The sequence below is a fragment of the Amycolatopsis acidicola genome, assembly GCF_007713735.2.
Taxonomy (GTDB): Bacteria; Actinomycetota; Actinomycetes; order Mycobacteriales; family Pseudonocardiaceae; genus Amycolatopsis_E; species Amycolatopsis_E acidicola.
Genome location: NZ_VMNW02000003.1, coordinates 140,197 through 153,088 on the forward strand (window position 1 = coordinate 140,197; position 12,892 = coordinate 153,088).

Annotated in this window: 15 protein-coding genes; 5 read left to right on the top strand and 10 right to left on the bottom strand. The window is 69.8% G+C overall.

The genetic code is table 11. The features are described 5' to 3' along the window. The first annotated feature begins 25 nt into the window (after positions 1 to 25). Positions 26 to 646 carry a GPR1/FUN34/YaaH family transporter gene (locus FPZ12_RS03740; RefSeq protein WP_144745554.1) on the top strand — a complete coding sequence of 207 codons (621 nt, stop codon included), beginning with the start codon at positions 26 to 28 and terminating at the stop codon, positions 644 to 646. 67 nt (positions 647 to 713) lie between these two features. Here the strand turns inward: FPZ12_RS03740 and FPZ12_RS03745 are convergent, their stop codons facing one another. Genes FPZ12_RS03745 through FPZ12_RS03755 form a run of 3 tightly spaced genes read right to left on the bottom strand, consistent with a single transcriptional unit; the run spans position 714 to position 4,059 of the window. Next, the gene (locus FPZ12_RS03745) at positions 714 to 1,361 is read right to left on the bottom strand and encodes a MadR family response regulator transcription factor (protein ID WP_144745555.1); all 648 of its coding nucleotides are present in this window, start codon (positions 1,359 to 1,361) and stop codon (positions 714 to 716) included. Further along, entirely contained in the window at positions 1,358 to 2,707 is a 1,350-nt protein-coding gene (locus FPZ12_RS03750; RefSeq protein ID WP_144745556.1) for a MadS family sensor histidine kinase, read from the bottom strand. Before FPZ12_RS03750 ends, FPZ12_RS03745 begins: the two co-directional genes overlap by 4 nt. Next, the gene (locus tag FPZ12_RS03755; protein WP_144745557.1) at positions 2,707 to 4,059 is read right to left on the bottom strand and encodes an iron-containing alcohol dehydrogenase; all 1,353 of its coding nucleotides are present in this window, start codon (positions 4,057 to 4,059) and stop codon (positions 2,707 to 2,709) included. The genes FPZ12_RS03750 and FPZ12_RS03755 overlap by 1 nt, the downstream gene beginning before the upstream one ends. Before the next feature lie 213 nt (positions 4,060 to 4,272). On the opposite strand from FPZ12_RS03755, the gene nicT reads away from it, so the two are divergent. Next, a complete protein-coding gene (nicT, locus tag FPZ12_RS03760; protein WP_166462559.1) occupies positions 4,273 to 5,370 on the top strand; it encodes a Nickel transporter NicT in 1,098 nt (365 codons plus the stop codon). On the opposite strand, the gene FPZ12_RS03765 is transcribed toward nicT, so the two are convergent. Beyond that, positions 5,355 to 5,744 (bottom strand): winged helix-turn-helix transcriptional regulator, encoded by a 390-nt coding sequence (locus tag FPZ12_RS03765; RefSeq protein ID WP_144745558.1) that lies wholly within the window; start codon positions 5,742 to 5,744, stop codon positions 5,355 to 5,357. The genes nicT and FPZ12_RS03765 overlap by 16 nt on opposite strands. 87 nt (positions 5,745 to 5,831) lie before the next feature. Between FPZ12_RS03765 and FPZ12_RS03770 the strand changes: the two genes are divergently transcribed. Then, a complete protein-coding gene (locus FPZ12_RS03770; protein WP_144745559.1) occupies positions 5,832 to 6,584 on the top strand; it encodes an SDR family oxidoreductase in 753 nt (250 codons plus the stop codon). A 96-nt stretch (positions 6,585 to 6,680) separates the two neighbouring features. Here the strand turns inward: FPZ12_RS03770 and FPZ12_RS03775 are convergent, their stop codons facing one another. Then, the gene (locus tag FPZ12_RS03775; protein WP_144745560.1) at positions 6,681 to 7,886 is read right to left on the bottom strand and encodes a hypothetical protein; all 1,206 of its coding nucleotides are present in this window, start codon (positions 7,884 to 7,886) and stop codon (positions 6,681 to 6,683) included. An 87-nt stretch (positions 7,887 to 7,973) separates the two neighbouring features. On the opposite strand from FPZ12_RS03775, the gene FPZ12_RS03780 reads away from it, so the two are divergent. Continuing rightward, a complete protein-coding gene (locus tag FPZ12_RS03780; protein WP_208025724.1) occupies positions 7,974 to 8,747 on the top strand; it encodes a glycosyltransferase in 774 nt (257 codons plus the stop codon). A 46-nt stretch (positions 8,748 to 8,793) separates the two neighbouring features. Here FPZ12_RS03780 and FPZ12_RS03785 read toward each other — a convergent pair whose 3' ends face one another. The 3 genes from FPZ12_RS03785 to FPZ12_RS03795 all read right to left on the bottom strand — a co-directional run bounded on the left by FPZ12_RS03785 (position 8,794) and on the right by FPZ12_RS03795 (position 10,004). Then, complete coding sequence (locus FPZ12_RS03785) at positions 8,794 to 9,180, bottom strand: UDP binding domain-containing protein (RefSeq protein ID WP_144745562.1); 387 nt, start codon at positions 9,178 to 9,180, stop codon at positions 8,794 to 8,796. Between the two features lie 6 nt (positions 9,181 to 9,186). Continuing rightward, positions 9,187 to 9,603 carry a CBS domain-containing protein gene (locus FPZ12_RS03790; protein ID WP_144745563.1) on the bottom strand — a complete coding sequence of 139 codons (417 nt, stop codon included), beginning with the start codon at positions 9,601 to 9,603 and terminating at the stop codon, positions 9,187 to 9,189. Between the two features lie 194 nt (positions 9,604 to 9,797). Next, complete coding sequence (locus FPZ12_RS03795) at positions 9,798 to 10,004, bottom strand: RNA-binding S4 domain-containing protein (RefSeq protein WP_144745564.1); 207 nt, start codon at positions 10,002 to 10,004, stop codon at positions 9,798 to 9,800. Positions 10,005 to 10,192: 188 nt separating this feature from the next. On the opposite strand from FPZ12_RS03795, the gene FPZ12_RS03800 reads away from it, so the two are divergent. After that, positions 10,193 to 11,101, top strand: coding sequence for an alpha/beta fold hydrolase (locus tag FPZ12_RS03800; protein ID WP_144745565.1), 909 nt, complete (start codon positions 10,193 to 10,195; stop codon positions 11,099 to 11,101). On the opposite strand, the gene FPZ12_RS03805 is transcribed toward FPZ12_RS03800, so the two are convergent. Beyond that, complete coding sequence (locus FPZ12_RS03805) at positions 11,094 to 11,741, bottom strand: response regulator (RefSeq protein ID WP_144745566.1); 648 nt, start codon at positions 11,739 to 11,741, stop codon at positions 11,094 to 11,096. The genes FPZ12_RS03800 and FPZ12_RS03805 overlap by 8 nt on opposite strands. After that, a complete protein-coding gene (locus FPZ12_RS03810) occupies positions 11,738 to 12,859 on the bottom strand; it encodes a sensor histidine kinase (RefSeq protein ID WP_243769655.1) in 1,122 nt (373 codons plus the stop codon). Before FPZ12_RS03810 ends, FPZ12_RS03805 begins: the two co-directional genes overlap by 4 nt. Positions 12,860 to 12,892: the final 33 nt, after the last annotated feature.

The window sequence follows — 12,892 nt, forward strand, 5'->3', positions numbered from 1 at the left end:
GTCCGACGCTCAACGAGGAGCCACCATGTCGACTGCCACCGTCCAGGAAACCCGAACCGCCCCGGAGACAGCGCCCGCCGGCGATCCCAGCCTGATCGGCGTGCCCACGTTCATCGTCGGTGCGATCGCGCTCGGCCTCGTGCTCACCGGGTACGTCCCGGCAAGTGCGGTCGGCGCCTCGATCGCCATCATCCTGCCCGCGACGGGCGTCGGCCAGCTCGTGGCGGCCGCGTGGGCGGCTTCGCTCGGGCAGAACGCTGTCGCCGCGGTCTTCGCTGTGTTCGCCGGATTCTGGCTCAGCTATGCGGTTCTCGTCCTGGGGCTGATCCACGACTGGTTCGGCATCTCCGCCGACGCGGCGACCGCGACCCAGGGGCTGTTCCTGATCGCGTGGCTGACCACGGTCGTCCTGCTGACCTTGGGCACACTACGGCTGCCCCTCGCGTTCACGCTGCTGTTCGTGCTGGTCGACGTGGCGCTCGCGCTGGTGCTGTACGGCACGGTGGGTGGCTCCACGGCGGCCACCACCGCGGGCGGGTACGTCGTGTTCGCCTTCACCGCCGTGGGCGTCTACCTCTTCGTCAGCGCCCTCTCCTCCGCGACAGGCGGACGCGGATTGCCGCTGGGACGGGCGATCCTGCGCTGAGCTTGGGCGCCGGGCGGATGTCGTCGTCTCCGCCCGGCGCCCAGATCAGCGCGCGGCCCGGCTCAATCTAGATCAGGCCCATCTTGCTCGCCTCGTACACCGCCTCCGCGCGGCTGGACGCGTCGATCTTGCGCATGATGTTGCGGACGTGGAACTTCACCGTGGTCTCGGAGATGAACAGCCGGGCGCCGATGTCGCGGTTGCTCAGGCCGCGCGCCAGCAACTCCAGCACACCCTGCTCACGGCTGGTCAGCACCGGTTCCCCTGGCGCGGTCCGGATCGAGCGCACCATCGCCGACGCCGAGCGGGAGTCGAACGCGCTTTCGTTGCGGGCCACCGCGCGGATCGAGGACACCAGTCCCGTCGTGTCCACGTCCTTGATCACGTACCCGCGGGCGCCGCGGTGGATCGCCTCCACGACCAGCGCGTCGTCGAGGAACGTCGTCAGCACCAGCACACCCACGTCCGGATAACGCGCGGTCAGCTCCGCGCACACGTCGAGTCCTTCGGTGTTGGAGCCGGTGGACAGCTTCAGGTCCAGCAGCACGATGTCCGGCCGCGTGCGCTCCACCACCACGCGGGCTTCGGCGGCCGTCGCGGCCTCGCCGACGACCGTGATGTCGTTCTCTCGCTCCAAAATGGACCGGAGCCCCTGCCGTACGATGGCGTGGTCGTCGACCAGCACGATCTTCAGTGTCTGCGCCCGGGTGATCATCCCGCCGCCCTCATTTCCTTCAGTGGCAACGGGACTTCCAGCACCAGCATGATCCCGCCGAGCCGCGCGCGGCGAATCGACAGCGTCCCGCCCAGTTCCTCCACCCGCGTCCGCATGTTCGCCAGACCCCGGTGCGCCCCGGCGAGGTCGGTGGCCGACGAGAGCCGCAGCATCTTCCGCAGCTGCGCCGGATCGCCGTCGCCGTCGTCGGAGATCGACAGCCGGATGTGGTCGCCCCGGTACACCAGCCGGATCAGCGCCCGCGCCGCGTTGGTGTGCATGACCGTGTTGAACAGCGCCTCACCGGTGATGCGCAGCAGTGAGTGCTCGGCCTCGCCGGGCAGGGCGACCGGCTCGCCCGCCACGTCCACGCTCACCTTCAGCTCGGTCGGAAGGTGCACTGTGGACAGTCGTTCGAGCAGCACGGGAAGCGTGCCCGATGGCTCGGAGTCCGCATGGTGCAGGGCGTAGATGGCCGCGCGCAAGCGTTCCACGGCGTGCTGGGTCAGCCCCTTCGCCTCGGTGAGCTTGCCGCTGACGACGTCGGGATCTGCGCCGGGCGCGGCCAGCTCCGAGCGGCAGATCTCGATCATCATGCCGGCCGAGAGCACATCCTGGGTGACGCTGTCGTGCAGCTCGCGCGCGATGCGGTGGCGTTCGTCGTCGAGAGCCTGGCGTTGCATCGCCTCGATGAGCCTGCGCTGGGTCTCCTGCAGTTCGGCGTTGCGAGCGGCCAGATCGCGGGCCTGCTGCTCGGCCGCTTCGGAGAGCTGCTCGGTGCGTCCGCGCAGCTGCATCGTGGCGTGCACGAGGAAGGAGTTGTGCAGCGCGACCGCGGCCTGGTTCGCCAGCACCCGCAGTACGGCGAGGTCGGTGGCGGCGTCCATCCCGGGCGCCGGGCGCGCCGCTATCCCGCCCACCGGCTCGCTGTCCAGCGTCATGGACACCCGCACGACGCCGGGCGTGGGCTCGTCGGCCTCCCATGGGCGTGACCGCAGGACCCGTAAGTGTTCGCGCGCTTCGATGGGGAAGAGCCGCTCGTCGTCGATGAGGGTTTCGCCTGCCAGCAACAGGAACCGGGGGCGGGCGGCGCGCAACGCGCCGTCGGCGACCGCGAACAGCAGCCACTCCGCCTGGACGTGTTCGGCGGCCGCGCGCACGACCGCTTCGACGAGCGCTCGCGGCCCTTCACCCGTGCGCACGAGCGCGCGCGAGATCCGGTCCAGCGCGCCGACCGCTCGTTCCAGACGTTCGGCGCTGCGCACGTATTCGGGGTAGAACGAATGCTTACCCGACCGGACCCCGGTCAGCGCGTCCAAATAGGACGAATCGAGTTCGTGGTCCATCACAGGGCCTGCCGGAACAGGGCGGCGATGTCGGCCGCGCTCGCGTCCCGCGGGTTGGTGGCCAGGCACGCGTCCTGCAACGTGGTCCGGGTCAGCGTTTCGATGTTCTCCTCGGAGACCCCGAGCGCCCGCAGGTTCTTCGGCACACCCACGGAATCGGCCAGTTCCCGCGCCCGGCAGGCCAGCTCCTCGGCGACCTCGTCGGCCGGCTTGCCCGTCACGTCGATTCCCGTCGCCGCGGCGAGTGGCACGAAGCGCTCCGGGTCGGTCACGGCGTTGAAGCGGATCGCGTGCGGCAGCAGGACTCCGTTGAGCACGCCGTGCGGCGCGTCGAGCAGGCCGCCGACCTGATGGCTCATCGCATGCGTGATACCGAGGATGGCATTGGTGAAGGCCATGCCGGCCTCGAGCGAGCCGTGCGCCATCGCGATGCGGGGTGCCGCGGCCTTCGGGTGGACCAGTGTGTGCAGCAGGTGCCGCGTGATCAGCGTGGCCGCGTGCAGGGCGTGCTGGTCGGTCAGCGGATTGTGCGCGCGGGAGACGAACGATTCGACCGCGTGCGTGAGGGCGTCGAGCCCGGTCGCGGCGTTGAGCTCGTCAGGCATCGTGGTGAGCAGCCGCGGGTCGATGATCGAGATGTCCGGGACCAGGGTCCGGCTGATGATCGTGATCTTGGTGTGCTGGGTGGTGTCGGTGACGACGGCGAACTGCGAGACGTCCGCACCCGTGCCCGAGGTGGACGGAGCCATCACCAGCGGCGGGATCGGCTGCACGACCTTGTCCACGCCGGCGAAACCGAGGATGGTGCCGCCGTTGCCGGACAGGATCGCGACGCCTTTCGCCGCGTCGATGCAGGACCCGCCGCCGACCGCGATGATCACGTCCGCGCCCGCCGCCGCGTACTGCTGATAGGCGGCCTCGATCTCGTGGTCCTTGGGATTCGGCGTGACGCCGGAGAACACCAGCGGCCGCAGCCCGGCGCCGCGCAAATGCTGTTCGGCCTCGGCGACCCAGCCTGCTTCGATGAGCCCGGGGTCGGTGACCACGAACGGCCGCCGCGCTCCGACGCGGCACGCCGCGTGGCCGAGTTCGGCGAGGGAACCGGGGCCGAACACGACCTCCGGGACGTGGAACTTCGCCAGGTCGGGCGAGAAGGCCGGCGTGCCGGAGACACAGGGGCCGGACAACGCTTCACGTTCATCGAGGACTTCGCCGGGCACGGCACCCTCCCGCGGTTCACCGCCCCCGCTGCGCTGCGGCGGCCGATGCCACGGTACGTCAGCCAGGCGGTCCCGGAGAACACCGCCGACCACGGTGCCGGGCACCTTCGGCAGGTCGGACAGTCGTGGCATGCCGCGCTCCTCGTCGTCTTCGACCCCATAACAGTAGTTCCGGAAGGACGGCGGACACACCCTCCCGGCGGCCACGGGTACCTACCCGATCGGACAGGTCCGGCCCGATGAGAGGGCCCCCGACTCTCCGTCCGGTCAGTGCCCGGCGGCCGTGGCGGCTGCGACCGTGCTGATGTCGGCGACGAGGCCGGCCTGGTGCGGGAGGAGCGGCGGATGGCATTCGAGACGCGCGACCGGCGCGGCATCACCGGGATGGCGGTTGCCGTCGCGCTGCTGCACCTGACCGGCTGGGGAACGCTGTTCGCGGGGGTGGTTCCCGGGCACTACGGGCTGGGCACAACGGGTGCTTTCGGAGTGGGCCTTGGCGTCACCGCGTACACCCTCGGTATGCGGCACGGTTTCGACGCCGACCACATCGCCGCCATCGACAACACGACCCGAAAGCTGATGGGCGAAGGAAAACGGCCGATCACGGCCGGGTTCTGGTTCTCACTGGGGCATTCCAGCGTCGTGTTCGGGCTGTGCCTCCTGCTCGGCCTCGGGGTCCGCGCGCTGACCGGCGAGATCACCGCCGAGGATTCCACCTTGCACGCCGTCACCGGGCTGATCGGCACCCTCGTCTCCGGCGGGTTCCTCCTGCTCATCGGGGTGCTGAACCTGGTGTCCCTGCGCCACATCGCCGGTGTTTTCCGCCGCCTGCGCGGTGGCGAGTTCGACGAGGCGGAGCTGGAGCGGCGGCTGCACGAACGGGGATTCCTCAACCGCGTCCTCGGCCGGGTCGCGCGGTCGGTGCGAGAGCCGTGGCACATGTACCCGCTGGGCCTGCTGTTCGGGCTCGGGTTCGACACCGCGACCGAGGTCTCCCTGCTGGTGCTGGCCGGCGGCGCTTCGGCGTCCGCCCTGCCCTGGTACGCGATCCTGACGCTGCCGGTGCTGTTCGCCGCCGGGATGAGCCTGATGGACAGCCTCGACGGGGCGTTCATGAACTACGCGTACGGCTGGGCATTGCTCACCCCCGTGCGGAAGGTGTTCTACAACCTGACCGTCACCGCCCTGTCGGTGGCCGTGGCACTGGTCATCGGCGGCGTCGAACTGACCGGGCTCCTGGCCGAACGCCTCGACGTGCGGCACGGCCCGCTCGCGTGGGTCGCGGAGCTGGACCTGAGCACCGTCGGGTACCTGCTGGCCGGGCTGTTCGCGGTGACCTGGCTCGTGGCGGCCGTGGTGTGGCGGGCCGGGCGCCTCGGGCAACGGTGGGCGCCGAGATCTCGCTGGACACCGGAGCCTGCCGTCGATCAGATCGAGTCGTAGGCCGTTTGGGCGGCCATGATGTGCCGGGCGTGGGTGCCGATCCGGACGATGAGGGCGTCAAGCGGTTCGGCGATGGCCGTCCCCAGTGACGTCAGGCCGTAGCTGACCTGTGGTGGGCTGGCCGGCACGACGGTACGGCGGACAAGCCCGTCGCGCAGCAGCAGACGCAGCGTCTGGGACAGCATTTTTTCGCTGATGCCTTCGATGCAGGTCCTGAGCTGATGGAAGCGCAGATCGTTGTCGCGGAGCGCGGTCAGGATCAGCACACCCCAACGGCTCGTCACATGGTCGAGCACCATCCGCGCCGGGCAGTCGCTGTGGAACACATCACCCGCCGCCCGGCGCCCGGTGGCGCCACCTGGTTTCCGTCCCATGGGTAAGGAGCTTACCCAAAGGTAGGGGCTTTCTGCTGGTTAGCTTGCTGCCTAGCATCGGATTTGTTCGTGGCAGAAGGGATGAAGATGACGCGTACAGCGCTGATCAGCGGGGCCGGGCGTGGGATCGGCGCTTCCGTCGCACGCGCGCTGGCCCGCCGCCGGTACCACGTCGTGGTCAACTACCACTCGGACCAGCGCTCGGCACGCCAGGTCGTCGCCGACATCGAGGCGTTCGGCGGGACGGCCGACCTCGCGCGCGCGGATGTCCGGGAAGCCGACGACGTGGCGGCCTTGGTCGGCGATGTGGTGGCACGTCACGGGCGGATCGATGCCCTGGTGTGCAACGCGAACGTGCCGCCGCCGTTCGGGTCCGTAGAGACGATGCCCTGGCCCGACTTCCGGGACAAGATCGAGGGCGAGTTGGCTGCCGCGTTTCATCTCACCCAGCGGGTGCTGCCGGTGATGCGGGGGCAGCACGCCGGCCGCATCGTGTACGTGTCGAGTCAGAGCTCCGAAAGCACCCGGCCCGGGGCGATCGCCCATGCGAGCGCCAAGGCCGCGCTCGACGCGTTCGCGCGGCACGTCGCCGCCGAGGCCGGCCGGCACGGCATCGGGGTCAACGTCATCGCGCCGGCCGCTGTCCGCACCGATGCCACGGCGGCCACATTGACCGGCGAGCAGGTCGCGGCACGCGCTGCCCGGTCGGTGCTGGGCCGGATCCTGGAGCCCGATGACGTGGCAGCCGTCGTCGCCGCGGTCGTCGACACCGACCTGGCAGCCCTGTCCGCCACCCGAATCCCCGTCGACGCCGGCTATCGCGTACTCACCGAGCCGTAGCGGTCGCGGCGAACCGAGTCGCGAAGGTCTACGGCAACGATGCCGCGGCGGAGATCGAGTCCAGGCTGCGAATTCCCCGCCCGTCGGCGGACGTCTTCAGGGGTTGCGCCGGTGCCGGGTGATCCACCAGGTTCCGGTGATGATGAGGAGTGCGAAGACGAGCAGTCCGATGCCGAAGGTGGCAATCATCCAGATCCGGTCGCTGACCGAGAGGGTGCCGGCGAGGGTGACCTGCAGCGAGCCGACCGCGAAGGCGATCGCGGCGGTGAACACGGTGACCAGTTCGATCGCGCGGACGGTGGAGTTCTGCATGGTGCGGCGCAGTTCGGCGTTGCTGGCGTCCTGTTCGGCCCAGCGTCGCTGTTGTTCGGCCGACCATTCGGCGAGCTGGCGGCCCTGCTGGATGATGTCGCGTTCGTGCAGATACTGCTCCTGAAGCAGTTTGTGGCTGCCACGGTTTCCGATCGCGGGTAGCAGCCGTAGGGCGACGTCGATGGTGTCCAGCGCGTTGTCGTAGTCCCGGCACATGCGCTGCCCGGTGGCCAGGCGGAAGTGGAAGATGTGGTTGTCCGGGACGACGGTGACGGCTTCCTGCGCCCGGGCGCGCAGTAGGTGCCCTTGCTCGTCGAACGGTGCGGCGGCGGAGAGCGCGTTGAGGCACACGTCGATCGTGTGCGGGCTTCGTTCGGGGGAGTTCCAGGCCCGCTCCAGCAGGGTGACCGCGTGCTCACTGGTGATGGTCCGGCTCCCGAAGGCGGCGAATGCCTCCAGCGCGACGAAAACCGGTTGGGCCCGGTGCTCGTCGCAGGCCATGGCCAGCAGCGAAGAGTCGAGGAACAGCCGTAAATCGTCGAAGTCGAAGTTCGCGCGAAGTTTGCCGGCGTGGTACAGGGTGGCGAAGTAGGCGATGGCGGCCGAGCCGTGATGCTCTTCCAGGATCACGCCGCTGGCCTCGGTGAGTTCCCTGGCCGATTCCACGGTGTCGCGCGTGATGAACGCGTATCCCAGCGCCCATTTCTCCACGATGTCACGGCGGTGCTCGGCGTCGACCGCGTGCGCCACCCAGTGCGCGCACCGGGCGGCAGTGTCCACAGTGGGCAGTTCGAGGAACCGCAGCCGCCAGTAGCGGTCGGCGCAGATGAGGAAGGGATCGGTGGCGAAATCGACGGATCGCACCCGGAAGGGCGGTTCGGCCCCACCGGCGATCAGCTCCACCGCGGCGGCCTCGGCGATCCGGTCCAGCTCGCGCGAACCGGTGGTTGCCGCCTGCCGCAGGCCCTCGAGCAGGGCTTTTTCGTCCATGCACCCTCCACTGGTTGTGATTGATCCACTACTTATCACATCCGGACGACCGTAAGTGGTAGATACGAACAGGTGAGGGTGGACGTCGTGACCGCGGTGCATGCGGCCCATGCGACGTTCCTGCCCGCGGCGTACTCGTCGTTGCGGGCTCAGACCTGCCGGCGGTGGCGCTGGCTGGTGCAGATCGATGGCGTCAACGACTCCGCGGTGCGCGCCGCACTGGCGATGACGGGTGCCCTGGACGACGACAGGGTCGTGGTGCGGAGCAACCGGGCCATCGCCGGCCCCGGGGTCACCCGCAACATCGCGCTGGCGCGGTCGTCCGCGCCGCTGCTGCAGAACCTCGACGCCGACGATGTCCTCGAACCGGACGCGCTGCGGCTGCTGGCGTCGGCGATGCGGGCGCATCCGCGAGCGGGATTCGCGGCGGGGCACGCGCGTGATCTGCTTCCCGACGGGACTCTGCGTGACCATCCGCTGCCGCTGGTGCCCGGCGTGCTGCCACGCGGGAGCCTGTCCGAGGCGTGGCTCGACGATCCCGGCCGGTACCGGCTTCCCCTGCACCCGGCGGGCGTCATGTGGCGCCGTGCACTCGTGGTCGAGTTGGGCGGCTGGACGGCGCTACTGGGCATGGAGGACACCGGCCTGCTCATGGCGGTCTCCGCCGTGTCCGAGGGCGTTCTCGTCGACGCGCCCACCCTGCGTTACCGCAAGCACCCACGCCAATGGTCGAACTCCGTCGAACGGTCGAAATTCGACGGGACGGCCCATATTTCCCTTGTGCGCCAGCGAGTCCAGTTCCTGGCGGCGGGGCCCGGCTGGCTTCCGGGCACCAGCTCCGCGACGAGTTCCGGTCCGTAGCCGAATCCGTGCCCGCTGGCCCTCGACTCGGGGGAAACCAAGCGGGTCACCTCCCGGTCGTGGCTGGTTCGCCCACGCCGGCACGGCGCACTCCGGTGCCGGCCAGCAGGGCGTCGTCGAGGAGGTTCCTGGTGTCGACCACGACGGGCCGGCGCGTGAGGGCGGCGATGCGGGGCCAGTCCAGTTCGCGGAACTGTGGCCATTCGGTGAGGATCACCACGGCATCGGCGCGATCGGTTGCCTGGTAAGGGTTTCCGGCGGTGGGCAGCCACTCCGGGCCCTCGGGTACTTCGGGGTCGTACGCCGTCAGCACGGCGCCCTGCGCGGCGAGTTCGCCGCTCGGGCTGGGCGCGATCGCCCTGCCCGCCCGGCGTCTGCTGCACCGGCTCGACGGTGGTTGAGTCCACAGTGGACCGGGTGCTTTTCCGGCCAGGAACCGTCAGTCGGTGGAAAGCGCTTCCACGAGGTCCCCGACCTTCGGGTCCTTGAGTGCGCGCGCGACGTCGGCCTGCGCGACGATGCCGACGAGGTCGTGGCCGTCGATCACCGGCAGCCGCCGCACCTTGTGCCTGCTCATCGTGTGCAGGATCTCCTCGGCGTCGTCGTCGGCGCCGATGGTCACGGCCTCGCCCTGCGCCAGGTCACCGGCCTGGATGGCGCGCGGGTCCTTGCCCGCGGCCAGGACTTGCACCACGATGTCGCGGTCGGTGAGCATTCCCTTGAGCCGGTTGTCCTCGCCGCAGATGGGCAGCGCACCCACCTTCAGGTCGGCCATCCGGCGCGCGGCGTCGAGCACCGCTTCGCTGGACCGCACGCACTGCGGGTCCTTGGTCATGATGTCGCGTGCCTTGGTCATCGAGTTCTCCTTTCACAGTCGGCAGTTTCCGCTTACCCGCTATGGCGGTGCCCAACCGGACCGGGCCGGAAAACCGAACTGGGAAGAAGGTGAAATCGCGAACACCCGCCGCGATAAGTCCCTTGTGGACATACCCGAGGGTGGCCACCGAGAGCCCCGAGGAGCCGACGAAGTCCACCTCGTCCAGGTCGGCCTCACGCCACGCGCAGCTCCGTATCGCCGACGGTGACGACGTCGCCGCGCTCCAACTGCCGCCCGCGACGGTCCTCGGCTTCTCCATTGACCCGGACGTCTCCGCTCTCCAGGAGCGACCGCACATCGGAGCCGACGTCGACCACGCCGGCGAGCTTCAGGAACTGGCCGAGCCGGATGGGGGTGGTACTGATCGCAACCTCGCGCATCCCCCCATGATCCCCCGGGCCCGGCCTCGGTGCCCGGCGGGCTCCTGCTCGACGGGCCGGGCGCCCCCTTTGTCCCCCACGGGAGCTACTCCAAGTGTCCGCTCCATGGTGACGACTCCGGCACTCCCGGGTCCCTAGTGTTTCTCGCGGCCGTAAGGGGTTTTCACTTCACAGACCAGGAGTTCATCATGTCCCGCAAGGCATCCGTGGCGATCGCGCTGTGCTGCACCGTGGTGGGGGTGGCCTTGGCCGGCTGCGACGAGGCCTCCGAGGCGGACCCGGCGCCGTCCACGAGCGCCACCGCGGCCACCACATCCGCGGCCACCGCCGAGAGCGCGTTCATCGGAACCAAGAAGATCACCGTCGACGGGCGCGCCGTGAACGTGTCCTGTTCGGGGACGCCGGCGGCGGGCCAACCCGTGGTCGTCCTGCTGCACGGCGGCGGCGACGCGCTCGACAAGTTCGCCGGCATCCAGCAGACCCTGAGCGGGAAGAACCGCGTCTGCTCCTACGACCGCCTCGGCGCGGGCGCCAGCGATCAGCCCGACGGGCCCCAGACCATGGACAGCACCGGAAAAATCCTCACCGGCGTCCTCGACCAGCTCGCCGGGAACGCTCCCGTCGTACTCGCCGGGCATTCCCTCGGCGGGCTGATCGCCGCGAGGTACGCGCCGGAGCATCAGGACAGGGTCAAGGGCCTGGTCCTGATGGACGCCACCTCGCCGACGCAAACCGCCGATCTCCAACGGGAAATCCCGGCCTCCGCGACGGGCGACGCGGCCGAGCTCCGCGACCAGACGCTCGCGATTTTCCGCGGGGAGAGCCCCGAGAAGCTCGTGATCACCGACGGGGACGTCGCGTCCGCCGGGACCATTCCGGTCGAGGTCATCGAGCACGGCAAGCAGTACCTCGCGGCCGTCCCGCAGTACGGCGAGGGCCTGGAGCAGGCCTGGACCGCGGGGCAGCACAAGTGGCTGGCGCTGTCGAGCCGCAGCCGGTTGAGCGTCGCCCAGAACAGCGAGCATTACATCTACCTCGACCAGCCGGACATCGCGGTCCAGGCGATCGAGCGCGTCGCCGAAGAAGCTGTCAGCTGACCAGGCCGTGGCGATAGGCGTAGATCACCGCTTGCACCCGGTCCCGCAGCCGGAGTTTGGTGAGCATCCGGGACACGAACGTCTTCACGGTCTCCGTGCTGAGCACCAGTTCCTCGGCGATCTCGCGGTTGGACAGCCCGTTCGCGATCAGCCGGAGCACCTCCAGCTCGCGCGAGGTCAGGGGGACCTCGGGAGTGGTTTCGGCGGGCCGGATGCGGGTGGCGAACTTGCCGACCAGCTCCCGCGTGACGTCGGGGTCGAGCAGGGCCCCGCCTGTCGCCACGGCCCGGATCCCGTGCAGCAGCTGCGCGGAAGGCGCGTCCTTCAACAGGAATCCGCTCGCACCGGCGCGCAGCGCGCGGTAGACGTACTCGTCGAGGTTGAACGTGGTCACCACCAGCACCGTGACGGGCTCGGGCACGTCGGCACCCGCGAGCAGCCGGGTGGCCTCGATCCCGTCGAGCACCGGCATCCGCACGTCCATCACGACGACGTCCGGCCGCAGGCTCCGCGCGAGCTCCACAGCCGTCCGCCCGTCGCCGCATTCGCCCGTCACCTCGAGATCGGGCTGCGCGTCGATGATGGTCACGAGCCCGGCGCGGATCAGCGCCTGATCGTCGCAGACCAGGACGGTCGTCATGACGCGCTCCCGGCCGGAATCCGCGCCCGCACGGAGAAACCGCCGTCCTCCCGTTTGCCCGCGCTGAAGTCACCGCCCAGCACTTCGACCCGCTCGTGAAGACCGTCGAGGCCCCGCCCGCTCCCGCCAGACGCCATGACGACGGAACCGGAGTCTTCGGTGTCGATCTCCACGGTGATCTCCTTTTCGCCGTGGTGCACCTGCACCGACGTGCGGCTGCCGTGGGCGTATTTGAGCGCGTTGGTCAGCGCCTCCTGCACCACCCGGTAAGCGACCGGGCCCGCGTTGCCCGCCGGATCCGCGGGAGTGCCCTTTTCCGTGTACTCCACCGGTTGCCCGGCCCTGCGCGTCTGCTCGACAAGCGTCGAGAACCCGTCGGCGGCCGGCATCCCGTGGTCCGGGCTGAGCACGTCCAGCAGGTGCCGCAGATCGGTGATGGCGCGGCGGCCGGTGTCGGCGACCGCGGTGAGGTTCTGCTCCAGCCGCTCCGGCGCGGCGGTCAGATAGCGGGCCGCCTCGGCCTGCATGACCATGGCCGTCACGTGGTGGGTGACGACGTCGTGGAGTTCACGGGCGATGCGGGTGCGTTCGGCTGTCCGGGTTTCCTCGGCGACGCGGCGACGGCGTTCGGCCTCCGCAAGCCGGGTGGCGCGCAGCCCGACGCCGATACCCCAGACGAGGACCAGCGCGAGGTAGAACATCACGAACTCGACCATCGGCTCGCCCGGGCCGAGCAGAGAGAACGCGATCACCAACGACACGAGCGCGAGGGAACACAACCCCGCGGTGACGCGCCGTCGCCGTTCCAGGAGCAGGCTCACGTTCAGCAGCGCGATGGGCAGCGCCGTGCCGGCGAACGAGTGGTAGCCGCGCAGCTGGTCGAGGGCGAAACCCAGCGCCACCAGGGCGAAACAGGCGACCGGCCAACGCCGGCACACGAGCAGCGGCGCGCATTGCAGCGCGATCGCCACGATGGCCAACGCGTCGTACGGGCGCGCGGGCATGCCGCCGACCTGGGTGCCGTGACCGTGCAACGACGGCACGAGTGACCCGGCGAAGAGCAGCACACCAAGGAGGGGGAGCAGGACCGGACCGCCGAACCGCCGCAGGGTGAGCACGGCAGAAATTTACTGCAGAACGGAAAAACGAGT